This window comes from Pseudomonas sp. A6 (assembly GCF_052367875.1).
In the GTDB taxonomy this organism is placed as follows: Bacteria; Pseudomonadota; Gammaproteobacteria; order Pseudomonadales; family Pseudomonadaceae; genus Pseudomonas; species Pseudomonas citronellolis.
In genome coordinates, this window is the sequence record NZ_CP198970.1 from 926,613 (window position 1) to 949,657 (window position 23,045).

Genomic DNA, 23,045 nt, shown 5'->3' on the forward strand with positions numbered 1-23,045 from the left:
AGACCAGAGTGAAGAAAGGAATGCAGATACTGCGCGAGTGGGCAGTCAGGGGTGTCCATTGGGTGGGGCTGGCAGGGGCCATCGGCTTCGGCGGCGCCGCCCAGGCGGGCGACTACGACGGCTCGCCCCAGGTCGCCCAGTTCGTCGGCGAGATGACCCGCGACTACGGCTTCGCCGACGAGCAGCTGCTTTCGCTGTTCCAGGACGTCGAACGCAAGCAGTCGATCCTCGACGCCATTTCCCGGCCCGCCGAGCGCGTCAAGCCGTGGAAGGACTACCGGCCGATCTTCCTCACCGACGCGCGCATCAAGCGCGGCGTGGAGTTCTGGAACCAGAACGCCGAGGCCCTGGCCCGCGCGGAAAAGGACTACGGCGTGCCGGCCCAGTACATAGTGGCGATCATCGGCGTCGAGACCTTCTTCGGCCGCAACACCGGCAACTACCGGGTGATGGACGCGCTGTCCACCCTGGCCTTCGACTACCCGCCGCGCGCCGACTTCTTCCGCAAGGAGCTCAAGCAGTTCCTCCTGCTGGCCCGCGAGCAGCAGGTCGACCCGCTCGGCCTGAACGGCTCCTACGCCGGCGCCATGGGCCTGCCGCAGTTCATGCCCAGCAGCTTCCGCGCCTACGCCGTGGACTTCGACGGCGACGGCCACATCAACATCTGGACCGACCCGACCGACGCCATCGGCAGCGTCGCCAGCTACTTCAAGCAGCATGGCTGGCAGGCCGGCGAGCCGGTGGTGTCGCAGGCCGAGCTGAGCATGGACAGCGCCCAGGACGCCATCACCCAGGGCCTGGAGCCGCAGATGAGCCTCGGCCAGCTGCGCGCCGCGGGCTGGCGCACCCATGACGTGCTGCGCGACGACCTCAAGGTCACCGCCATCCGCTTCGAAGGCGCCGACGGCCCCGAATACTGGGTCGGGCTGCCCAACTTCTACGTGATCACCCGCTACAACCGCAGCGCCATGTACGCCATGGCGGTCCATCAGCTGGCCGGCGAGATCGTCCGGGCGCGAGGTGTCCAGTGAACCAGCGACTGAAGCGACCGGGCTTCTGGTCGGCGGCGGCGTGTTTCGGCCTGAGCGCCGTGCTGCTCGCCAGCTGCACCAGCTCCCGGGCTCCGCAACCGGCGAAAAGCGGCGGCCTTTCCGGGCCGATGGACTACAACCGGCCGCACCGCGACGGCGCCCCCTGGTGGGACGTCGACGTGTCGCGCATCCCCGATGCCGTGCCGATGCCGCACAACGGCCCGTTCAAGAACAACCCCTACACCGTGCTGGGCAAGACCTACTACCCGCTGAACGACGCGCGCGCCTACAGCGTGACCGGCACGGCGTCCTGGTACGGCACCAAGTTCCACGGCCAGGCCACCGCCAACGGCGAGATGTACGACCTCTACGGCATGACCGCGGCGCACAAGACGCTGCCGCTGCCCAGCTACGTGCGGGTGACCAACCTGGACAATGGCAAGAGCGTCATCGTCCGCGTCAACGACCGCGGCCCGTTCTATTCCGACCGCGTCATCGACCTGTCCTTCGCCGCGGCCAAGAAGCTCGGCTATGCCGAGACCGGCACCGCGCGGGTCAAGGTCGAGGGCATCGACCCGCAGCGCTGGTGGGCCGCCCAGGGGCGCCCGGTGCCGATGGTCCTGGCGCAGCCGAAGATGGCGCCGGTGCAGAGCGCCCCGGCGGCCGGCGCACAGCCCCAGGCGGTGGCCATGGCCCAGCCGATCGAGGTCTACACCCCGCCGCCGGCGCAGCACGCCGCGCCCGTGGCGCCGGTGCAGGTCGACTCAAAAAAAAACGCTTCATTACCAGCCGCTGGCCTGTATCTCCAGGTGGGTGCCTTCGCCAACCCGGACGCTGCGGAACTGCTCAGGGACAAGATCAGCGGCATGACCTCGGCCCAGGTCTTTATCAGCTCGGTCGTGGTCAACAAGCAGACCCTGCACCGGGTACGCCTGGGGCCGATCGGAACGCAGGATGAAGCGGCGCGGATGCAGGACAGCATCCGCCTGGCCAACCTCGGCCAACCCAAGCTGGTGCGCCCGGACTGAACGCGGCGCACCGATGAAGCGGCACGCCAGAGGCCGCCCGGGAATTCCCCCAAGGGATTGTTTGACCATTAGTGAACCCAGAGAGACGGATGAACATCATCACCATCGCCAAACGCCTGTCCATGCTCGTGTTGCTCAGCGCCCCCGTGGCCGGCTGGGCGGCTGAATCCGTTGTCCCCGCCGCGCCGCAGCTGGCAGCCAAGGCCTGGGTGCTGATGGATGGCGCCAGCGGCCAGGTCCTGGTGGAGAACAACGCCGACGAGCGCCTGCCCCCGGCCAGCCTGACCAAGCTGATGACCGCCTACATCGCCACCAAGGAGATCGAGGGCGGGCGCATCGCCGAGAGCGACCAGGTCACCGTCAGCGAGCACGCCTGGCGCACCGGCGGCTCGCGCATGTTCATCAAGCTGGGCTCGCAGGTGTCGGTCAGCGACCTGCTGCACGGCATCATCATCCAGTCGGGCAACGACGCCTCCGTCGCCCTCGCCGAGCACATCGCCGGCAGCGAGGACGCCTTCGCCGATATGATGAACAACACCGCGCAGAAGCTGGGCATGACCAACTCCCACTTCATGGACGCCACCGGCCTGCCGAACCCGGAGCACTACTCCTCGGCCCACGACATGGCGCTGCTGGCTCGCGCCATCATCTATGGCGAGCCGACCCACTACGCCATCTACGCCCAGAAGGAATTCCTCTGGAACAACATCAAGCAGCCCAACCGCAACCTGCTGCTGTGGCGAGACAAGACCGTCGACGGTCTGAAGACCGGCCACACTGAGGAAGCCGGCTACTGCCTGGTGGCCTCCGCCGTGCGTGACGGCCAGCGCATGATCGCCGTGGTGTTCGGCACCAACAGCGAGCAGGCCCGCGCCGCCGAGACGCAGAAGCTGCTGACCTACGGCTTCCGCTTCTTCGAATCGCAGACCTTCTACAAGAAGGGTGCCGAGCTGACCAAGGCCCTGGTCTGGAAGGGCTCCGAGCACGAGGTCAAGGCCGGCCTGTCCGAAGACCTGACCATGACCGTGCCGCGCGGCCAGCTCAAGCAGCTGCAGGCCAACATGGTGCTGCAGCCGCAGCTGATGGCCCCGATCCAGCAGGGCCAGGTGATCGGCAAGGTGGAAGTGAAGCTGGGCGACAAGGTCGTGCGCACCTCCGATCTGGTGGCTCTGAACGCCGTGGAGGAGGGGGGTATCTTCCGCCGCCTGTGGGATAGCATCCGCCTGTTCTTCTACGGCCTGTTCAACTGACCGACGGTCCCCCGGGCTCGTACTTTTGTATACAAGCCCGGGAATTTCTACGCATGCGCGCGCCCGACTCAGGTAAAATGCGCGCCTGCGCCTGATCGACCTCCCCCGTGGCGTCGGCAGCCGTCAGGTCCGATCCATCCGGAACCTCCCGACCCGGGAGCTTCGTACGGAGGCGGGCTACCCGCCCGCGACAGCCATGACTGAAACCACTGATACCAGCACTCCCCCCGCGCCCAAGATCGAGTTCCCCTGCGAACGCTACCCGATCAAGGTGATCGGTGACGCCGGCGACGGCTTCGCCGACCTGATCGTGGAGATCATCCAGCGCCACGCGCCGGACCTGGACGTCGCCACCCTGGTGAGCCGCGACAGCCGCAACGGTCGCTTCCTCTCGGTGCAGGTGCTGATCACCGCCACCGGCGTCGACCAGCTGCAGAACATCCATAGCGACCTGCGCGCCAGCGGCCGCGTGCACATGGTGCTGTGATGCCCGAGGCCGGTCCTTCCCTGGGCTTCCGCGAGCTCGGCGTGTTGCCCTACGAGCCGACCTGGCACGCCATGCAGCGCTTCACCGCCGAGCGTGACGAGAGCACGCCCGACGAAGTCTGGCTGCTGGAGCACCAGCGGGTATTCACCCAGGGCCAGGCCGGCAAGGCCGAACACGTGCTGATGCCCGGCGACATCCCGGTGGTCAAGGTGGACCGCGGCGGCCAGGTGACCTACCACGGCCCCGGCCAACTGGTGGCCTACCTGCTGCTCGACGTGCGCCGCTCGCACCTGGGCGTGCGCGAGCTGGTCACGCGCATCGAACAGAGCCTGATCGGCCTGCTCGAGGGCTTCGGCGTCAGCGCCGTGTCCAAACCCGACGCCCCGGGCGTCTACGTGGACGGCGCGAAGATCGCCTCCCTCGGCCTGCGCATCCGCAACGGCCGGTCCTTCCATGGCCTGGCGCTGAACGTCGACATGGACCTGGAGCCTTTCCGTCGTATCAATCCCTGCGGCTACGCAGGCATGGCCATGACCCAGCTGCGCGAGCTGGCCGGCCCCATCACCCTGGCCGAGGTGCGCGAACGCCTGCGCGGCGAACTCACCGAGCGTCTTGGCTACGCTGAACAGAAGACCCTAACGGGCGGGATCGAACTGAGATGAGCACTGTTGTGGAGACCCCGGGCCAAGGCAAGCCGGGCAAGGTGGAAGTCGGCGTGAAACTGCGCGGCGCCGAGAAGGTGGCGCGCATTCCGGTGAAGATCATCCCCACCGAGGAACTGCCGAAGAAACCCGACTGGATCCGCGTGCGCATCCCGGTCTCGCCCGAGGTGGACCGCATCAAGCAACTGCTGCGCAAGCACAAGCTGCACAGCGTGTGCGAAGAGGCCTCCTGCCCGAACCTGGGCGAGTGCTTCTCCGGCGGCACCGCCACTTTCATGATCATGGGCGACATCTGCACCCGCCGCTGCCCGTTCTGCGACGTCGGCCACGGCCGGCCGAAGCCGCTGGACGTGGACGAGCCGACCAACCTGGCCATCGCCATCGCCGACCTGCGCCTGAAGTACGTGGTGATCACCTCGGTGGACCGCGACGACCTGCGCGACGGCGGCGCCCAGCACTTCGCCGACTGCCTGCGCGAGATCCGCAAGCTGTCCCCCGGCATCCAGCTGGAGACCCTGGTCCCGGACTACCGCGGACGCATGGACATCGCCCTGGAAATCACCGCCGCCGAGCCGCCGGACGTGTTCAACCACAACCTGGAAACCGTGCCGCGGCTGTACAAGTCCTCGCGCCCGGGCTCGGACTTCGAGTGGTCGCTGGACCTGCTGCAGAAGTTCAAGCAACTGGTGCCCCACGTGCCGACCAAGTCCGGCCTGATGCTCGGCCTGGGCGAGACCGACGACGAGGTCATCGAGGTCATGCAGCGCATGCGCGAGCACGAGATCGACATGCTCACCCTCGGCCAGTACCTGCAGCCCTCGCGCAACCACCTGCCGGTGCAGCGCTTCGTCCATCCGGACACCTTCGCCTGGTTCGCCGAGGAAGGCGCGAAGATGGGCTTCAAGAACGTCGCTTCCGGCCCGCTGGTGCGCTCCTCGTACCACGCCGACCAGCAGGCCCACGGCGGCAAGATCGGCTGACCGGCGCCCGATACCCCGGCCGGCCCGCAAGGGGCCGGCCGTTCATCCTGCGAATTTTCCCCTCCCTGCGGCACCTCTCTTTCCCCTCCGCGCCATACCCACGGACCGCGCTTGCTCCGGGCCTCTGTGCGGCCGGTCACAGATATGGCTTACGGGAGTAGTGGCACATTGCCAGGAAATAAGTGGGGCTGAAGGCGCCTTTCCCTGACTGTATAGGGGAAAAGTTCGATTGGGCGTATAGGGCGTTTCCTACGTTTTTTGGGGGTTCCCTTACCTTAATTCATTTCCGAGTTTGTTCGACCATTTGTCCGGGCCTTTGAAGACGCCCTGACAACCAACGAGTCAGTGCCAGCCAAGCGCTGCCTGACGCCGTATCGACCTGGAGTTCGAACAAATGAGCAAGAAGCTAATCGCCGCCCTGGCGTGTCTTTCCGTGGCCGGCTTGTCCGGCGCGGCAACGGCTGCCGACGGTACCCTGACCTTCGAGGGCCTGGTCAACGCCAAGACCTGCACCCTCGAGCCCTCCAGCGCCAGCCAGCTCGTCACCCTGCAGCCGGTGAACGCCGACCTGCTGCAGGGCGCCGGCACGGTCGCCGGCTCGCAGACCTTCACCCTCAAGGCGACCAACTGCGAGGCCGATGCCATGGTCGCCGCGGTGTTCGCCAGCGGCGGCAACGTCGACCCCGCCACCGGCAACCTGAACAACACCATCCCTTCCGCGAACGGCGGCACCAATGCGCAGATCGCCCTGTTCCGCGCCGACGGCACCACCAAGATCGACCTGAACGACATCTCCAGCTCCGGTGGCTACCAGGCGCAGGCCGTTGGTGGCGAGGCCACGCTGGGGTTCGTCGCCAAGTATGCCGCGAGCAGTGCCACCACCACCCCTGGCGTACTGAAGACCAACCTGCAGTACACCATGAGCTACCAGTAAGTCCCGCTTCCCCCGGGAGGCGACTCCCGGGGCATCCACCGAGGTTTCCATGAGCATGCTGATTCGTGCTGTCGCAATGACGGCAGGGCTCGCCTTTGCCGCGTGCCTGAGCACTTCCGCCTGGGCCGCCGTCACCGTCCAGGGTACCCGCCTGGTCTACCCCGCCGGCGAGCGGGAAATCACCGTCCGCCTGAGCAACGACGGCAAGGTCCCGGCGCTGATGCAGATCTGGGTCGACGAAGGCGACATCCAGACGCAACCCCAGGATGCCGACGCGCCCTTCGTCATCACCCCGCCGATCTTCCGCCTCGACCCCGCCAAGGGCCAGTCGGTGCGCGTGGCCTTCAGCGGCGAGACGCTGCCGGACGACCGCGAGTCGCTGTTCTGGTTCAACGCCCTGGAGATCCCGCCGCTGCCGGACGCCAGCGAGCGCAGCTACATGCAGATCGCCGTGCGTTCGCGGCTGAAGCTCTTCTACCGCCCCTCGGGCCTGCCCGGCAGCGCCGCGGAGGCGGTGCGCAAGGTGCGCTGGCAGGTGCTGGAGCAGGCGGGCAAGCGCGTACTGCGCGGGGAAAATCCCACGCCTTACCACGTGTCCTACGCCAGCCTGGGGCTGAAGCAGGGCGGGCGCGGCCACGATCTCGGCCCGGGCATGCTCAAGCCGTTCTCCCACGAGGACTTCGCCCTGCCCGCCTCCCTGAAGGCCGCCGGCGGCACCCTGGAGTACAGCTGGATGAGCGACTACGGCGTCGCCACCGACGACAAGGTCAAGCTGCCGTGACCGGCATGGGCTCCTGCACAGGCTTCATCCGGCGCTGGAGCGGGCGGCGCAGGACCACCGCCGCCCTGGGCTCGCTCGCCGCCGCCCTGGCCGGCCTGCCGAGCCTCGCCGGCTGGGCGGACGACCAGCCGGTGCGCTTCGACACCGACTTCCTGCGCAACGCGCCGGGCCAGACGGTCGACCTGACGCGCTTCGAGCAGGGCAGCCCGGTGCAGCCCGGCAGCTACACGCTGGACCTGTACCTCAACGACAACTGGCAGGGGCGGCAGCGCGTCGAGGTGCGCGAGGACGCCCGCGTGTGCTGGGCGCGCGAGCAACTGCCGCTGCTGGGGCTGGCCATCGACCGCCTGCCGGCCGAGGCCCGCGAGGCGCTGCAGGCCGCCGACCCGGCGTGCATCGACCTCCAGCGCCTGATCCCGGATAGCCGGGTTACGCCCGACCTGGCCGACATGCGCCTGGAGCTGAGCATTCCCCAGGCCTACCTGCGCCGCACCCGCGCCGACCACGTCGACCCGCGCGACTGGGACCGCGGCATCACCGCGGCCTTCGTCGACTACAACGCCAACGCCTACCACAGCGACGTCGGCGGCAGCAGTTCCAGCCAGTACTACGCCGGGCTCAACAGCGGGGTGAACCTCGGCGACTGGCGCCTGCGCCACAACGGCAGCTATAGCCGCTCCGACGGCGTTTCCGAGTACGACGCCATCAGCAGCTACGCCCAGCGCGACATCACCGCGCTGAAGTCGCAGCTGACCCTGGGCGAGTACTACACCCCCGCCGACCTGTTCGACAGCGTGCCCTTCACCGGCGTCCAGTTGGCCTCGGACGAGCGCATGCTGCCCGACTCGCAGCGCGGCTTCGCCCCGGCCATCCGCGGCACCGCCGAGACCAACGCCAAGGTCACGGTGCGCCAGGGCGGCAACATCCTCTACGAAACCACGGTGGCGCCCGGCCCCTTCATCATCGACGAGCTCTACGGCACCGGCTATGCCGGCGACCTGGAAGTCACCGTGACCGAGGCCGACGGCCGCGAACGGCGCTTCACCGTGCCCTTCGCCAGCGTGGCGCAACTGCTGCGCCCGGGCGTGTCGCGCTACAGCCTCAGCGCCGGCGAGTACCGCGACGAGCGCCTGGACGACGCGCCTAAGTTCCTCCAGGGCACCTACCAGCGCGGCCTGTCGAACCTGTGGACCGGCTATACCGGCGGCATCGTCGCCGAGAACTACCTGGCGCTGCAGGGCGGGGTAGCGCTGAGTACGCCGGTGGGCGCCTTCGCCTTCGACGTCACCCGCTCCAGCGCCTCCGGCCTGGACCCCGTCCACGGCCTGGGCGGCGATGCCAGCGGGGAGAGCTACCGGCTGAGCTACAGCAAGCTGGTGGAATCGACGCGCACCAACTTCGCGGTCGCCGCCTACCGCTTTTCCAGCGAAGGCTACCTGGGGCTGGGCGAGTTCGCCGAACTGAGCGACGGCTCCGGCGGCACCGGGCGCTTCCGCCAGCGCAACCGCCTGCAGGCCAACATCAGCCAGCCCCTGGCGGACGGCTGGGGCAGCTTCTACCTCAGCGGCTCGGCGCAGAACTACTGGAACATCGACGCCGGCAGCGACCTCAGCTACCAGGCCGGCTACAGCAACGGCTGGCGCTGGGGCAGCCTGAACCTGTCGGCCAGCCGCACCCGCTCGCAGTCCGGGCAGAGCCAGAACCAGTACATGCTCAGCCTGTCGCTGCCCCTGGGCCGCGCGCCCAGCTCGCCCTACCTGAGCAGTTCCTACAGCCGCACCGACAACGGCGCCAGCGATGCCCAGCTCGGCCTGTCCGGCTCCCTCGGCGAGCGCAGCGCCTTCAGCTACGGCGTCTATGCATCGCGCAGCCGCAACGACGGCGGCAACAGCACCAGCAGCGGCGCCAACGCCCAGTATCGCGCCTCGGCCGCCTCGCTGTCGGCCAGCGTCAGCGATGGCGACGGCTACCGGCAACTGGGCGTGGGTCTGTCCGGCAGCCTGCTGGCCCATGCCGGCGGCATCAACTTCAGCCCCGACCAGGGCGAGACCAAGGTACTGGTCGAGGCCCGCGGCGCCAGCGGCGCCGGCCTGGTCAACAGCATCGGCGCGCAGGTCGCCGGCAACGGCTTCGCCTTCACCAGCGGCCTCACCCCCTACCGGCGCAATCGCGTGGGGCTGGACCCCAAGGGCCTGGGCGAGGACGTCGAACTGCAACTGACCGAGCAGACGGTGGCCCCGCGCTTCGGCTCGGTGGCCCTGCTCAAGTACCCGACGCGCAACGGCCAGCCGCTGCTGCTGACGCTGCGGGACGAGGACGGCGGCAAGTTGCCGGTGGGCGCCGAGGTGCTGGATGCCGAGGGCACCAGCCTGACCCTGGTGGGGCAGGGCAGCCGCGTGTTCCTGCGCGCCGAGCAGGCGCAGGGCGAACTGCTGGTGCGCTGGGGAACCAGCCCCGACCGCCAGTGCGGGGCCGCCTACCAACTGCCGGAAACGAAGGCCGAAGGCCAGCCGTTCTTCCGCCTCGAGGCGCTCTGCCGCCGATCCGCCAACTGACAGGTGGGCGCCCGGCGCCCACGGAGAGTCCCCATGCTGAGAACAACCCTGCCGCTCTGCCTGCTGCTGTTCGCCGCACCTTCGGCCTGGGCCTCCTGCGCCTTCGTGCCGGGCTACATGACTTCGGTCTTCAGCGTGCCCATCGATAACGTCCTGGCCGTTCCGCGGGACGTGCCGGTCGGCACCGCGCTGTTCGACAGCGGCTGGCAGCGCGCGACCGGCGTGACCATCCGCTGCGACAGCAGCGGCCACGCCCGGGGCCTGCTGGGCGGCGGCTTCGGTGCGCCGCTGCAGGGCATTCCCGGCTTCGGCAGTGGCGAGGTGCTGGACACCGAGATTCCGGGCGTGGGCATCCAGGTGTTCTGGTGCAACTACGATTCCGAGTGCGGCAACCCTCCCGTGCCGAATCGGAGCGTGTCGCTGGTACAGAAGCTGGACTGGCGGGTGCCTGCCGATACCTATGCGCCCAGGAACAACTGGTGGGTGCGGCTGGTGAAGACCGGGCCGCTCCAGGCCGGGCTGCACGGTTTCAGCGGCACGGCGACGGTGCGCTACCTCGACCTGGACGTCGCCACGCTCAGCGTCCACGGCGCGCTGAGCACCAGCGCGCCGACCTGCCGGCTGGACACGCCCAACCTGGTGGTGCAGATGCCCACCGCGCCCCTGGATGCCTTCCAGGGCCCGGGGGTATTGCCGGAGCCCTGGCAGAAGCGCTTCGACATCAACCTGCAGTGCGACGCCGGCATCCGCCTCAGCTACCGGGTCGACCCGCTGTCGCTGTCGGCCGCGGCGGTGGGCGTCATGGCCAACCGCGAGGGGCCGCACATGGCCAGGAACGTCGGCATCCAGCTGTTCCACGGCGATGGCGAGGACGCGCAACCGCTGCCCATCATGACCAAGCTGCTGCACACCCCCTCGACCGCGGCCGGCCTGGTGCGCATCCCGCTGCTGGCCAGGTACTACCAGATCACCCCGAAGGTCACCTCGGGGCTGGTGACCACTTCGGCCACGCTGACCCTGACCTACGAGTGAGGCCTCCCATGTTCAACAGAACCCTGGGTTGTGCCCTGTGCCTGCTGCTGTGCCTCGCCGCACCGGCGGCCTGGGCGAAATGCAGTTTCAAGCCGGGCTATATGAAGTCCGTCTACAACGTCGAGCTGCCGGCGGACCTGGACTTCCCCCAGGACCTGGCGCCAGGCCGGATGCTGTATTCCAGCGCCTGGCGGAGCGCCACCGGCGTGCGCATCGCCTGCAACGCCTCGGGCAGGGTGTCTGGGCGGGTGGCGGGGCACATCGGCCCGCTGCTCGAGGTGCCGGGCTGGTACAACGGCGGCGTGCATTCCACCAACGTGCCGGGCGTGGGCATCGCCGTGTACTGGTGCAACCGGGGCAACAGCTGCGAGCCCTCGCCGCCGGTGACCAGCCTGAACTGGGAGGTCGGGCCCTGGGACTACGATCCGGAGAACAACTGGCTGGTGCTGCTGGTCAAGACCGGGCCGATCGCCTCGGGCGTGCACGACTTCCTCGGCACCGCGACGGTGCGCTACGACAACCTGGACGTCGGCGAGCTGAGCATCCACGGGCGCTTGAAGGTGACCGCCCGGGGCTGCCGGCTCGACCCCGCCAGCAGCACCCAGACCATACGCCTGCCGACGGTCCCGGTGGATGCCTTCCAGGAGGGCGGCGTGTTGCCCGACCCCTGGCTGGGGCGGCCCTTCGACCTGCGCATGGAGTGCGATCCGGACATCCGCCTGAGCTACCGCATCGATCCGCTGTACCCCAGCAACTTCCCCGACGTCCTGGCCAACCGGCAGGGCGACGGCCTGGCGCGCAACGTCGGTATCCAGCTGTTCCGCGAGCTTGGCGGCAAGAGCGTGGTGCTGCCGCTGCGGATGACGGTGTTCGAGGGCTGGACCCAGGGCGGCGCGCAGCGTATCTCGCTGTTCGCCCGCTACTACCAGACCGGCGCGCGGGTCACGCCCGGCGCCCTCAACACCGCTGCGACCTTCAGCATGATCTACGAGTGACGCATTCGACATCCTGAGCCCTGGCGGCGGAACCCGTTTGCATTTGCGCGGACGGGCCGTTGAGCCAGGGCGGCGGCCCCACGATCATGGTCCGACCCGGCAGGCGCCTGCCGCCGAGCCGGGGCATATTGCCACGGAGCGGGGGAGTCGTGTGCGGAGGTTCCGGGCACCGTTCGTCTGCCACTGGATGGAGGACGAAAAGTGTCACGGAAATGCTTGCGTGTCGGATCCTTGTCATTGCTCATGAAATCCCTGGGGTTGTCGATCGCCTCGGGCCTGGCGCTGCTGTCGTCGGCGCCGGCCCTGGCCGACTGCTACTGGAGCAACGGTGGCTCGGGGTATGCCGGCCCCGGCAAAGTCGATTGGCCTCTACCTGCCACGCTGTCGGTTCCGCGGGATAAACCGGTAGGCGCGGTGCTCTGGCGTTCGGGTTGGAAATGGGGGGCCACCGGCATGCTCAACCGCTGTTCGGCGGGACGTATCAGCGGCCGCCTGACCAGCGACATCGGCCAGCCCACCAGCAATCCTGCGGTCCATGCCACGAACGTTCCCGGTATCGGCATCGCGGTGTTCTGGTGCAACGTGGGCCAGTCTTCCTGCGCGTCCGATCCGTTTCCGCTCGGGGTGACCGACAACCGCACCTGGTCGGAAGTCTCGGCGCTGAACTGGAGCTACCGGGCCGGCACCTACGATCCTTTCACGCACTTCATCGTGTATCTGGTGAAGACCGGCGACGTCAGCCCCGGAGTGATACGGATCGGTGGCCTGTCACAGGTGTTCTACAACGCCATCGAGGTCTCCCAGCTGACCCTGTCGGGGCAGACCATCGTCAGTTCGCCCGCCTGCCAGATCACCTCGGGCACCGACGTGCGCGTGCGGATGCCCCAGGTGACGGTCACCGACTTCCCGCCGAGCATCGGGGTGATGGCCGACGACAGCAAGGCCGCCCCGTTCAATATCGGCCTGCTGTGCAGCGGCAGCATGAAGGTCAGTTACAGGATCGATCCGCTGAACGCCGCGACCGTCGCCAACGTCATCGACAATGCGAAGGGTGCAGACTACGCGGCGGGCGTCGGTATCCAGCTGTTCCAGGGCGACACGTCCAGTTCCACGGTGCTGCCGCTGTCCACCCGCCTGACCCAGGCGAACGTCTCGGGCTCCAACCTGCCGCTGTCGATCCCGCTGGTGGCCAGGTACTACAAGACTTCCAACCGCATCAGCGGCGGCGCGGTGCGGGCTTCGGCGATGTTCACGCTGTTCTACGAATGAGGCGGTCGGTGCGGGCCGGCATTGCCGGTCCGCACGGAGCCTTTCAGTCGCCTTGCTGCAGGCGTGCCAGCAGCGCCGGGGTGGGGTAGCCGTCGGCCGGCAGGCCCTGGCTCTGCTGGTAGGCGCGGATGGCCGTGCGGGTGTTGGCGCCGATGATGCCGTCCGGGTTGCCCGGCTGGTAGCCGCGGGCGGCCAGGCCTTGCTGCAGGGCGATGCGCTCGCTGCGGCTCAGCGGGCGGTCTTCCACCGGCCAGCCGGCCTCGATGCGGCCCAGGCCCTTGAAGCTGTCCGACAGCAGCCCGACGGCCAGGGCGTAGTTGGTGGAGTTGTTGTACCTGAGGATGGCGCGGAAGTTGTCCAGCACCAGGAACGCCGGGCCACGGTAGCCGGCCGGCAGCAACAGCGAGGCCGTGGCCTGGGGGTTGCCCGGCAGGCGCCCGCCCACCGGCTGCACGCCCAGGCGCAGCCATTCGCTGATCGGCTTGCGGATGCTCATGTCGGCCTGGGCGTAGTCGAAGCCCTGGGCCAGGCGCACCTCGAAACCCCAGCTCTGGCCGGGCTTCCAGCCGGAGGCCTGGAGGTAGTTGGCGGTGGAGGCCAGGGCGTCGTCGGCCGAGCGCCAGATGTCGCGGCGACCGTCGCCGTCGAAGTCCACCGCGTACTGGTCGTAGGTGGTGGGAATGAACTGCGTCTGGCCCATGGCGCCGGCCCAGGAGCCGACCATGGCGCTGGCCGGCACGTCGCCGTGCTGGATGATCCGCAGGGCGCTCAGCAACTGGCCGTGGGCGTACTCCGGGCGGCGCCCTTCGTAGGCCAGGGTGGCCAGGGAGCGGATCACGCTGCGCTCGCCCATGTTGTTGCCGAAGTTGCTTTCCATGCCCCAGATCGCCACCACGGCCTCGGCATCCACCGCGTAGCGGCTGTCGATGCGCTGCAGCACGGCGGCGTTCTGCGTCAGCTTGCCCTGGCCATTGCGGATGCGCGTCGGCGACACGGCGCCGGCCAGGTATTCCCACACCGGCCGGGTGAACTCCGGCTGGCTGCGGTCGGCGGTGACCACCGCCGGGTCGGGCTCCAGGCCGGCGAAGGCCTGGTCGAAGGTTTGCGCGCTGATGCCGGCGGCCAGGGCCTGCTGGCGGAAGCCCTCGCGCCAGGTCTCGAAGCTGATGGACGGCAACGGCTGGCCATCGGCGTCGAGCAGCACGCTGGCCGTGGACGGCTGCGAATTCGCCGCCGGCGCGTCGGCGCAGGCGGAGAGCACGCAGGCACTGAGAAGGGTCAGGCAGAGGGGAAACAGACGGAAGGGTGAAGCGGGTGTGCGCATTGCGCTCCTCGGCGGGTTCTTCAGGCAGCGGCCACCTTAGCACGCGGACGCCGGAGCGTCTGCCGCCGGGCCGGGCGCCGCGATGACAGGTTGTTGCAGGTTCAGGGGGCGGGCTTGGCCTTGGCGGCGCTCTGGTCCAGCTCCTTGAGCATCTGGTCGTAGGCCGCGCAGTCGTCCGGGCGCTCCTTGCTGGAACGGCTCTTCTTCATGGCGGCGAGCTGGGCGTTGAGGCGCTTGGCGGTTTCCGGGTCGCGCTGGGTGATGGCGGCGACCTTGTCCGCGACCTGGCGGCCCTTGGCCAGGGCCTGCTGGTCGGAACAGAAGGCCCAGGCCGAGCCGGCCATGGGCAGCAGGGCCAGCACCAGGCCGGCGGCGAGTGTCCTGGTGTTCATCGTGCTTCTCCGGGTGTTGTGCCTATTCCATGGAGGGCGCACGGTGGGCCGGAGTTCCATCGATCTTGGCCTCGGGCTCAGGATCCCTTCGCGGCGGGGAAGCCTCCGCGCTCCCCCGGCGCGTGGGCCGGGCCTCAGAAGTAGTAGCCGATGTTGCTGTACAGCTGGTTTTCCCAGTGGCCGGTGCCGCCGGCGCCCAGGCTCTGGGTGTAGTCGCTGCCGCCGATGTACGGATCGTTCCTGCCGTGCAGCCATTCCAGGGCTATCCACAGCGGGCCGAGGCTGAAGGAGCTGCCGAGGATCAGGCGCTGGGAGTCGCTGAAGGCGCTTTCGTCCTTGTCGAACAGGCTGTAGTTGCCATAGACCTTGATGCCGGAGAGCCAGCCGTAGCGGCCGGGGATGTCGTAGCTGAGGTCGGCGACGTAGAGGTTGCCCTTGGCCGCGACGTTGAAGGTGCCGTCGAAGCTGCCGAAGCTGACCAGCCTGTCGCTGCCCGGGTTCTTCGCATTCATCTGCTGGCGCGTGGCCTGGGCCTGTATGCCCCAGGGGCCGCGCTTGCCGCTGTAGTGCAGGGCGAAGGCATAGCGGCTGCCGTTGTCGTCGGTGTCCCGGTTGTCCAGGGTCGAGCCCAGGACGGAGGCGCCGATCTCCGAGTTCCAGCCGCCGCCTTCGAACTTGCGGGCCAGCCGGCCGACCAGGATGTTGCGTTCATGGTTGTCGCTGCCGTCGACCACGTAGTCGTCGGCCGTCGCCACGCTGGTGCCGTAGGTGCGCCCGCCGCGGCTGGTGCCGCGCCCCTGTTCCGCCGGGATGGGGTAGTAGGCGGCCTGCAGGTCCCAGCCGGCGCTGTTCTGCAGGTATTTCACGCCGATGTCCTGGGTGTCTTCCAGGCCGATCACGTTGCCCAGGGTTTCGAAGAAGGTGCTGCCGAAATACGGCAGCAGGCCGAAGGGGATGGGCGTCTGGCCGACCTGCACCTGGCGCTGCGCGGAGAATTTGTAGCCGACCCAGGCGTACTCGGCGAAGGCGATGTCGCCGACCCGGTCGGTGTATTCGTAGGGATAGGCGTCGCCGTAGAAGCGGTACTTGGCCGCGGCTATCCAGGTGTCGGAATGGTAGTCGGCGGTGAGGAAGAAGGTGTCGAAGCTGAACTTGGAAATATCCCGGTCCGGGTCGTAGTCCAGGCGGCCGCGCAGGGCGCCGCCGAGGTCGAGATCGTCGGTGATGGATACCGCGTGGGCGCCGGTGGCCAGCAGGGCCAGCGGCAAAAGGCAGGCGATGAGCCGCAGATGCAGGTGCAGCATGGAGTGCTCCAGTGTTTGTCGGTTCTTGTTGTCGGGAGCGAGCGGCGCCGGGCCGCTCGGGATCAGCCGATATCGCTTTCAGCGAGCGGGCGGCGGGCCAGGGAGGGCGCCCACAGGTAGCCGAGGAAGGCCAGGCAGAAGGAAGCCGGCGCGGAGAAGGTGGACAGCTCGGCGTGGCCGAGCAGGGCGATGCCCACCGCGGCGGAAAGGAACCAGGTCAGCAGGCCGCGGGCGTTGAAGGCGGGCAGTTGCGCGGGATGGCGACTCGGCTGGCTGCGTGTCCTGCGTATTTCCGCGAGGGCGATCGCCACCCAGGAGACGATGAAGATGCTCTGGTAGGACAGCGCCTGGAGGATGTAGCCGAAGACGTCCAGCAGCATCAGCAGGTAGACCTGCGCCCCGGTGAGCAGCGCCCAGGCCGCGTAGGGCACCCGGCGCAGGCCCAGGCGTCCGAAGAAGGCCTGCATGTTGGTCGCGGCGAGGAAGAAGTTGCCAGTGTTGATGCGCGTCTGGGTGATCCAGACGAACAGCAGGCCGCCCAGTCCCATCAGCTTGAGGATCGCCAGGACCACCGAGACCTCGCTCAGGCCGCCGTCGCTGGGGATGGTCGCGGCAAGGAAGATGCCGACCGTGCCGTTGAGCAGGAAGGTGACCATGTAGAAGGGAATGCCGAAGTTCACCCGCGCGTGATAGTCGCTGTCCTCGGGGCGGCCGTAGCGGGCGTAGTCCCAGGTGTACATCATCAGCACCCAGACGCCCATGAAGTAGGTGAAGCAGTTCCACCAGCCGTGCGCCACCGGGCCGCCCGGCGGCGCCAGCTCCAGCCAGGCCGTGGAGTAGCCGTATTCGGCGATGCTCATGCCGACCAGGGCGAACAGGCCGATGAGGTAGAGCGGCAGCAGCAGGCCGTTGAGCTTGTCCAGCCGGCGCATGGCGTTGCCGAAGATCATCAGCACGCTGTAGACCACTACCACCAGCGCCGAGGCGTGCGTGCCCAACGCGGGAAAGCTGTGCTGCAGCGCCACGGCCATCACCGAGCCCTCGAACACGCTGTAGTAGACCGCCGTGGCGCAGAAGATCAGCGTGGCCAGGGCCGCGCCGGCCTTGCCGAACAGCACCTGGGAGAACAGCGCCACCGACAGCCCGCTGGCGATGGCATAGCGGCTGATGACCGCGTTGATCGCCCCGTAGCTGAGCACCGATAGCAACAGGCCGATGAGTGCGTTGAGGGTGCCGTAGCCCATTGCCAGCGCCGCGGCGACCACCAGGTAGAACATCGCGCTGCAGATGCCCCACCAGGCCATCGTCAGCGAGCCGCGGCCGAGCCGCTGGGCCTCGGGAATCACTCCCGCGGCGAGTTCCGTGGATGAAGCCGAATTCGAGATTGCTCCTGCCATGACCGTCCCCTTTGTTGTTGTTGAAATGAGCGGTCGCACGACATTAGGGGAACGGCTTCGCCGGGTATTTGCCGACAGCGCAGGAAGTTTTGTCGGCCAGCGCAAGCGGGTTCAGGGCGGGGGGATCGCTGGGAGGGGGATGGTGCGGGCGGTTGCGGGAGGGGGCTTTCGCGGGGATTTTCAGGCTGCCAGAAAGAACGAAGCCTCCCAGTTGTGGGAGGCTTCGCGGCGGTAGCTGCCTTTGCCTTTCTGCGGTTTTTCCTGGCGGCTGCGGAACAGCGGTTGGGCTACCAGGGACTTGGCCTTGTTCGGCCGCTTGGCTTTCTTCGCCATGGTCTTCTCCTCGGGATGAACGCCCGCCCATTGCGGGCGACAGCATCATCGGCGCTTTCTCCGGGGATGTCCAGGCCGCAGGTCAGTTGACCCGCGCAGCCCTGCGCAGCTCGCCGGGCGCGATGCCGTAGCGGGCCTTGAAGGCGCGGTTGAAGTGGGCCTGGTCGGCGAAGCCCCAGCGGTAGGCCAGCTCGCCGATGGACGGCGGTGGCGGCATGGCCAGCAGGGCATCGTGGCAGGCCTGCAGGCGCAGTTCGCGGACCCATTCCTGCACGCTGCGGCCGCTGCCCTGGAACAGCCGGTGCAGGTAGCGCACCGAAATGCCGCAGGCCTGGGCGATGCCGGCGGGGTTCAGGGCGCTGTCGTCGAGGTGGCGGTGGATGTGCTGCTCGACGCGGCGCAGGTGGGCCGCGGCGACGGCGCTGGACTGGCTTTCGCCGGGGTGCTGGCGCTCCAGGGCCATGCCCAGCAGTTCGAGCAGTTGGCGGCTCAGGCGTTGCCCGTCGCCGGGTTCGAGCTCGCCCAGGCGGCGCGCGCTGAGGGCCAGGTAGTCGGCGAACAGCGCGCCGGCGCCGCGGGTGGCGTCGAAATTCAGCGCGCAACGTTGGTCGGGCGTGGCGACGTGGCGGCGCAGGGTGCGTTCGGGCAACTTCAGCACCCACAGGGCGTTGCTCTGGGCGTAGAGGAATTCGTAGGGTTCGCCGCTGCGCTCCAGCACGAAGCTGCCGGGCTGGCAGACGGTGCGGCGGCCGCGCTGGGTAAATTCGAAACAGCTGCGCAGGGGCAGGGAGAGCAGAAACGACTCGTCCTCGCTCTGGCCGAGATGGTGGTTCTGGCGACGGTAGCGCAGGGGCGAGGAGTCGAGGTAGGACAGGCTCAGGTCGCCCAGGCTGAACAGCTCCAGCCGGCCTTGGAAGCGCTCGCCCGCCATGTAGTCCAGTTCCAGCGGGAAATAGGTGTCGCTGACGCAGCGCTTCCAGTAGTCCTGGCGCCGCTCGCTGGCGATATCGGTGGTGTCGAAGCAGGCTTGCTTGGTCATGGCGGCGGCGGTTGCAGCGTATTCGGGGTGGAATATCCATGCAGCTCTTGTGCCTTGCCAGGCGCAGGGGCGCCGGACCTCCGCGGGAGGCCCGGCGCTCCCGGCTCAGCGCTGGCGCGTCAGGCGGTAGCAGCTGGACTCGTGCAGCTCGACGACCCAGCCGGGGCGGATGAGGATGTTGGTGGTGGCTTCCTCGATCACTGCCGGGCCGTGCAGGCGGTCGCCGGCCAGCAGCAGGGCGCCCTGGTAGACCGGCGTGTCGGTGCGGATGCCGTCCTCGCCGAAAAGCATCGGCCGGCTGCCGGCCAGGGCCCGCTGGGCATGGCCGTCGCTGGCCGCCAGGCTGGGGAAGGGCGGGCGCGAGACGCGGCCGATCACCTGGCTTTCCAGGTTGACGATCTCCACCGGGTTGTCCGCCTCGGCGTAGGTGTAGAGCGCCTCGTGGCGGCGGTGGAAGGCTTCGACTATGGCCGGCAGGGTGTCGGCGTTGACCTGCAGGTCGCCGATTTCCACCGTGCATTCGTGGATCTGCCCGACGTAGCGCATCTCCAGGCTGCGCACCACGGCGATGTCCTCGTCGCGGAAGCCGTCGCCGCGCAGGGTGGCGCGGCCCTGCTGCTCCAGTTCGGCGAAGGCCGCTTCCAGGCCGGCCAGGTCGGCGTCCTCGCGGGCGAGGATGGGGTAGGTGGCCAGGTAGTTGTGCTTCACGTCGGAGAGGATCTGCCCGAGCGCGCACAGGCCGGAGGCGACCTTGGGGATCAGCACGGTGTCGATGCCCATGTCCTCGGCCAGCGCGGTCATGTGCACGCCCGCCGCGCCGCCGGCGCCGATCAGGGCGAAGTCGCGCGGGTCGTAGCCGCGCTCGATGGACACGCGGCGGATGCCGTTGACCATGTTGGCGTTGACGATGGCGTGGATGCCCCAGGCCGCCTTGTCCACGTCCATGCCCAGGGGCTCGGCGATCTTCCCGCGGATGGCCGCCAGCGCCGCCTCGCGGTCCAGGCTGATGCGCCCGCCCAGGCGCGCCTCGGGGTTGAGGTAGCCCAGGGCGAGGTTGGCGTCGGTCACCGTCGGCTGCTCGCCGCCCTGGCCGTAGGCCACCGGACCGGGGCTGGAGCCGGCGCTCTGCGGACCGACTTCGAGCATGCCGTAGGGGTTGATGTGGGCGATGGAGCCGCCGCCGGCGCCGAGGGTCTCGACCTGGATCATCGGCACGCCGATGCGCTGGCGCAGGAAGTCGGCGTCGCGGCTGAGGTTGGTCTTGCCTTCGCGGGTCAGGGTAATGTCGAAGGAGGTGCCGCCCATGTCCACGGTGATGACGTTGCGGATGCCGAACGGCTGGGCCACGAACAGCCCGGCCTGGGGCGCCGAGGCCGGGCCGGAGTTGATCGCGTTCACCGCGCGGCCGCGCATGTGCTCGCCGGTGGCCAGGCCGCCGTTGGACTGGAAGTAGCGCACCGGGCGCTGCGCGCCGAGCTGGCGGAAGTAGTCGTCGATCTTCGCCACGTAGCGCGCCATCACCGGGCTCAGGTAGGCGTTGACCAGGGTGGTGGAGGTGCGGGTGTATTCGCGGATCTGCGGGAACACCTCGGTGCCGCTGCAGACGAACACCCCCGGCAGCATCTCGCGGAGGATGGCCACGGCGCGCTGCTCGTGGGCCGGGTTGCGCACCGACCAGAGGAAGGACACGGCGACCGCCTCCACGCCCTGCTCGGCGAACAGCCGCGCGGCCTCGCGCACGTCGTCCTCGTTCAGCGGCGTGTGCTCGCGGCCGTCGGCGAGGATACGCCCGCGCACCGGGCGGCGCAGGAAGCGCCGGGCCAGCTGCGGCGCCGGCGGGTAGTCGGGGTCGTAGCGGTAGCCTTCTTCCTTGTGGCCCAGGCGGATCTCGATGCTGTCCTCATGGCCGGCGGTGGCCAGCAGGCCGACCTTCACGCCCTTGAGTTCGATCAGTGCATTGAGCGCCACCGTGGTGCCGTTGATGCAGAGGTCGCAGTTGGCGACGACCTCTTCCACCGGGCGGCCCAGCGCCTGGCTGATCTGGCGCAGGCCGTCGGCGATGGCCAGGGTGCCGTCCTGCGGGGTGGAAAGGGCCTTGAACAGGTGAACGCGGCCTTCGCGCTCGGCCAGGATGAAGTCGGTGAAGGTGCCGCCGGCGTCGACACCGAGGCGGTATTGGCTGTGCATGTCGGTTTCCTCAGGCGGTTTGGCGGCGTTGGGCGGTGGCGTCGTGGTCGACTTCGCCGGCGGGGCTCAGCACCACGCCGTAGTCGAGTTCGGCGCCCCGCGGCGAAACCAGGCCGTCGCGCACGTCGCGGGCGACCGCCTCGGGCAGGCGGCGGAAGGCCGGGCCGTAGCCGCCGCCACCCGGGGTGCGGTTGACCAGGCGTTCGCCGGGCTTGAGCACGGTCATGACGTTGCGGGTGTGCTTCTCGTGCTCGCCGGCGCGGACGATCTCCACGCCGCCCAGCTTGGGTGCGTCCAGGCCGTTGGCCGCGCCGGCGGCGCCCATGGTGGTGCGCTGGCGGCCTTCGCCGAAGGAGATCACGGTCATCTCGTGGTCCAGCGGCTCCACTTCCAGGCAGGTGCCCGAGCCGCCGCGCAACTGGCCGGCGCCGGCGCTGTCGGCCATCAGGCCGTAGCGGTGGATGAGGATCGGGTAGCTGTACTCCAGCAGCTCGATGTCCCCGGAGTAGAGCGCGCCGAAGCAGCACAGCGGGCCGCAGGCGTGCCAGCCGTCCAGCTCCGAGGTGGCGCCGGCGCCGGAGATGATCGAGGCCAGCACCATGGTCACGTATTCCTCGCCGGTGCGCGGGTCGACGCCGGCGATGTTCACCCCGCTGGTGTGCCCCCAGGAGGCGGTGACGCGTTCCGGCGCGGCCTGTTCGAAGGCCTGGCGCACGGCGTCGGTGAGGGTTTCCATGGGCGTGGTGGTGCAGTTGACGTGGGGCGCCGGTTCCTCGGCGTTGCACAGGGTGCCTTTCGGCCCCAGGTCCACGGTCACGCAGCGGTACAGCCCGGCGTTATAGGGCGGCGGCACCTGGGCGAACATCATCAGCCCGAGGTAGATGCCCGACATCGAGTTGCCGGCGTAGGAGTTGATGAAGTAGGGCACCTGCGGCGGGCTCTGTACGGCGATGTGGCAGCTGTCGTCCTTGATGGTGACGGTGGCACGGATGGCCAGCTCGCCCAGGCCGTGGCCGGAGTCCTCCAGCACCGCGTGGCCGGTGTAGCTGCCGTCGGGCACCGAGCGGATCAGCTCGCGCATCTGCCGGTCGGCCATGTCCTTCAGCTCGGCGATGCACTCGCGCACCGTGGCTACGCCGTACTTGTCGAGCAGGGCGACCAGGTTGCGCTCGCCGACGCGGCAGGCGCCGTACTGGGCGTTGAGGTCGCCTTCCTGGTTGCGCCGGGCGCGCATGTTGGTGAGCAGCAGGTTGATCACGTCCTCGCGGCGGCGGCCCTTTTCCCACAGCTTCACCGGCGGGATGCGCAGGCCTTCGGCGTAGATTTCCTTCGCATCGGGGTTGTAGCCGGCCGGCACCGGGCCGCCGATGTCGGTGAGGTGGCCCTTGCACACGGTCCAGAACACCAACTCGCCCTGGTAGAACACCGGCTTGTACATGCAGCAGTCGATGATGTGGCTGCCGGCGTAGGTGGGGTCGTTGTGGTAGATCACGTCACCTTCGGCGATGTCGTCGCCGAAGTAGCCGGACACAGCCTTCATCGCCGGGATCAGCGAGCCCAGGTGGATGGGGATGTCCTGGCCCTGCAGGATCATTTCCGAGTGGTGGTCGAAGAGGGCGTTGGAATAGTCGTGGGCGAGGTTGAAGACGCTGGAACGGCTGGTTTTTTCCAGCGTCAGGGTCATCTCGCGCTGGGTCATTTCCAGCGCGCCGCGCACCACGGCCAGGGTAATCGGATCGGCCGGCATCGCTTTGTTCTCCTTATCGGCGGGTCGATGGGGCGACGATAGGGAGGCGCCGGCCGGGCGTATTGCGCGGCAGCGCAGTGGTTCTTGTCGTGCAGTGCACAGGTGCCGAACGGCGGTTGTCCGGCATCAACCTGTAGGAGCGGGCCCTGCCCGCGATTCGCGCGCAGGGCGCGCTCCTACATGGGAATGGCGCGGGTGGAGCAGCGTAGGAGCGGATCTCATCCGCGAATCGCGCCGGGACGTCCGGCCATCGCGGACAAGGTCCGCTCCTACGGCTCCGGCAAACCCGACACCCCGTAGGATGGGTTGAGCGAAGCG

Annotated in this window: 20 protein-coding genes; 12 read left to right on the top strand and 8 right to left on the bottom strand. The window is 68.6% G+C overall.

What is annotated here, in order from left to right; genetic code table 11:
* The first annotated feature begins 8 nt into the window (after positions 1–8).
* The 12 genes from mltB (at position 9) to ACTWJ5_RS04345 (ending at position 13,004) form a co-directional block, all read left to right on the top strand.
* Positions 9–1,031, top strand: a complete 1,023-nt coding sequence (gene mltB, locus ACTWJ5_RS04290; protein ID WP_099049029.1) for a lytic murein transglycosylase B — start codon at positions 9–11, stop codon at positions 1,029–1,031.
* Positions 1,028–2,059 (top strand): septal ring lytic transglycosylase RlpA family protein, encoded by a 1,032-nt coding sequence (locus ACTWJ5_RS04295; RefSeq protein WP_061560640.1) that lies wholly within the window; start codon positions 1,028–1,030, stop codon positions 2,057–2,059. The genes mltB and ACTWJ5_RS04295 overlap by 4 nt, the downstream gene beginning before the upstream one ends.
* A gap of 89 nt (positions 2,060–2,148) precedes the next feature.
* Positions 2,149–3,309, top strand: a complete 1,161-nt coding sequence (locus tag ACTWJ5_RS04300) for a D-alanyl-D-alanine carboxypeptidase family protein (RefSeq protein WP_253408805.1) — start codon at positions 2,149–2,151, stop codon at positions 3,307–3,309.
* A gap of 196 nt (positions 3,310–3,505) precedes the next feature.
* Positions 3,506–3,796 carry a DUF493 domain-containing protein gene (locus ACTWJ5_RS04305; protein ID WP_444437526.1) on the top strand — a complete coding sequence of 97 codons (291 nt, stop codon included), beginning with the start codon at positions 3,506–3,508 and terminating at the stop codon, positions 3,794–3,796.
* Positions 3,796–4,458 (top strand): lipoyl(octanoyl) transferase LipB, encoded by a 663-nt coding sequence (gene lipB / locus ACTWJ5_RS04310; RefSeq protein WP_261746991.1) that lies wholly within the window; start codon positions 3,796–3,798, stop codon positions 4,456–4,458. The genes ACTWJ5_RS04305 and lipB overlap by 1 nt, the downstream gene beginning before the upstream one ends.
* The gene (gene lipA, locus ACTWJ5_RS04315; RefSeq protein WP_074981957.1) at positions 4,455–5,438 is read left to right on the top strand and encodes a lipoyl synthase; all 984 of its coding nucleotides are present in this window, start codon (positions 4,455–4,457) and stop codon (positions 5,436–5,438) included. Before lipB ends, lipA begins: the two co-directional genes overlap by 4 nt.
* Before the next feature lie 394 nt (positions 5,439–5,832).
* Positions 5,833–6,372 (top strand): fimbrial protein, encoded by a 540-nt coding sequence (locus tag ACTWJ5_RS04320; RefSeq protein ID WP_074981956.1) that lies wholly within the window; start codon positions 5,833–5,835, stop codon positions 6,370–6,372.
* A 49-nt stretch (positions 6,373–6,421) separates the two neighbouring features.
* Positions 6,422–7,153, top strand: a complete 732-nt coding sequence (locus tag ACTWJ5_RS04325; RefSeq protein WP_261746990.1) for a fimbrial biogenesis chaperone — start codon at positions 6,422–6,424, stop codon at positions 7,151–7,153.
* Positions 7,154–7,158: 5 nt separating this feature from the next.
* Positions 7,159–9,708 carry a fimbria/pilus outer membrane usher protein gene (locus tag ACTWJ5_RS04330; protein ID WP_261746989.1) on the top strand — a complete coding sequence of 850 codons (2,550 nt, stop codon included), beginning with the start codon at positions 7,159–7,161 and terminating at the stop codon, positions 9,706–9,708.
* 33 nt (positions 9,709–9,741) lie between these two features.
* Positions 9,742–10,740 carry a fimbrial protein gene (locus tag ACTWJ5_RS04335; RefSeq protein WP_249917884.1) on the top strand — a complete coding sequence of 333 codons (999 nt, stop codon included), beginning with the start codon at positions 9,742–9,744 and terminating at the stop codon, positions 10,738–10,740.
* 8 nt (positions 10,741–10,748) lie between these two features.
* On the top strand, positions 10,749–11,735 hold the full coding sequence (locus tag ACTWJ5_RS04340; RefSeq protein ID WP_249917883.1) for a fimbrial protein: 987 nt from the start codon (positions 10,749–10,751) through the stop codon (positions 11,733–11,735).
* Positions 11,736–11,978: 243 nt separating this feature from the next.
* Positions 11,979–13,004, top strand: a complete 1,026-nt coding sequence (locus ACTWJ5_RS04345; RefSeq protein WP_249920170.1) for a fimbrial protein — start codon at positions 11,979–11,981, stop codon at positions 13,002–13,004.
* 43 nt (positions 13,005–13,047) lie between these two features.
* Here ACTWJ5_RS04345 and ACTWJ5_RS04350 read toward each other — a convergent pair whose 3' ends face one another.
* The 8 genes from ACTWJ5_RS04350 to capB form a co-directional block, all read right to left on the bottom strand.
* The gene (locus ACTWJ5_RS04350) at positions 13,048–14,352 is read right to left on the bottom strand and encodes a lytic murein transglycosylase (protein ID WP_436278230.1); all 1,305 of its coding nucleotides are present in this window, start codon (positions 14,350–14,352) and stop codon (positions 13,048–13,050) included.
* A gap of 77 nt (positions 14,353–14,429) precedes the next feature.
* On the bottom strand, positions 14,430–14,720 hold the full coding sequence (locus tag ACTWJ5_RS04355; protein ID WP_009617320.1) for a hypothetical protein: 291 nt from the start codon (positions 14,718–14,720) through the stop codon (positions 14,430–14,432).
* 134 nt (positions 14,721–14,854) lie between these two features.
* The gene (locus ACTWJ5_RS04360) at positions 14,855–16,024 is read right to left on the bottom strand and encodes a hypothetical protein (protein WP_444437527.1); all 1,170 of its coding nucleotides are present in this window, start codon (positions 16,022–16,024) and stop codon (positions 14,855–14,857) included.
* Between the two features lie 62 nt (positions 16,025–16,086).
* Positions 16,087–17,370 carry a purine-cytosine permease family protein gene (locus ACTWJ5_RS04365; protein WP_444437528.1) on the bottom strand — a complete coding sequence of 428 codons (1,284 nt, stop codon included), beginning with the start codon at positions 17,368–17,370 and terminating at the stop codon, positions 16,087–16,089.
* 231 nt (positions 17,371–17,601) lie between these two features.
* Positions 17,602–17,754: an alternative ribosome rescue factor ArfA gene (arfA, locus tag ACTWJ5_RS04370; RefSeq protein ID WP_043313745.1), complete on the bottom strand. Its 153-nt coding sequence runs from the start codon at positions 17,752–17,754 to the stop codon at positions 17,602–17,604.
* Positions 17,755–17,836: 82 nt separating this feature from the next.
* On the bottom strand, positions 17,837–18,793 hold the full coding sequence (locus ACTWJ5_RS04375; protein ID WP_256514207.1) for a helix-turn-helix domain-containing protein: 957 nt from the start codon (positions 18,791–18,793) through the stop codon (positions 17,837–17,839).
* Positions 18,794–18,898: 105 nt separating this feature from the next.
* The gene (capA, locus tag ACTWJ5_RS04380; protein WP_444437529.1) at positions 18,899–20,980 is read right to left on the bottom strand and encodes a caprolactamase subunit alpha; all 2,082 of its coding nucleotides are present in this window, start codon (positions 20,978–20,980) and stop codon (positions 18,899–18,901) included.
* Positions 20,981–20,990: 10 nt separating this feature from the next.
* Complete coding sequence (gene capB / locus ACTWJ5_RS04385; protein WP_253390096.1) at positions 20,991–22,664, bottom strand: caprolactamase subunit beta; 1,674 nt, start codon at positions 22,662–22,664, stop codon at positions 20,991–20,993.
* Between the last annotated feature and the right edge of the window lie 381 nt (positions 22,665–23,045).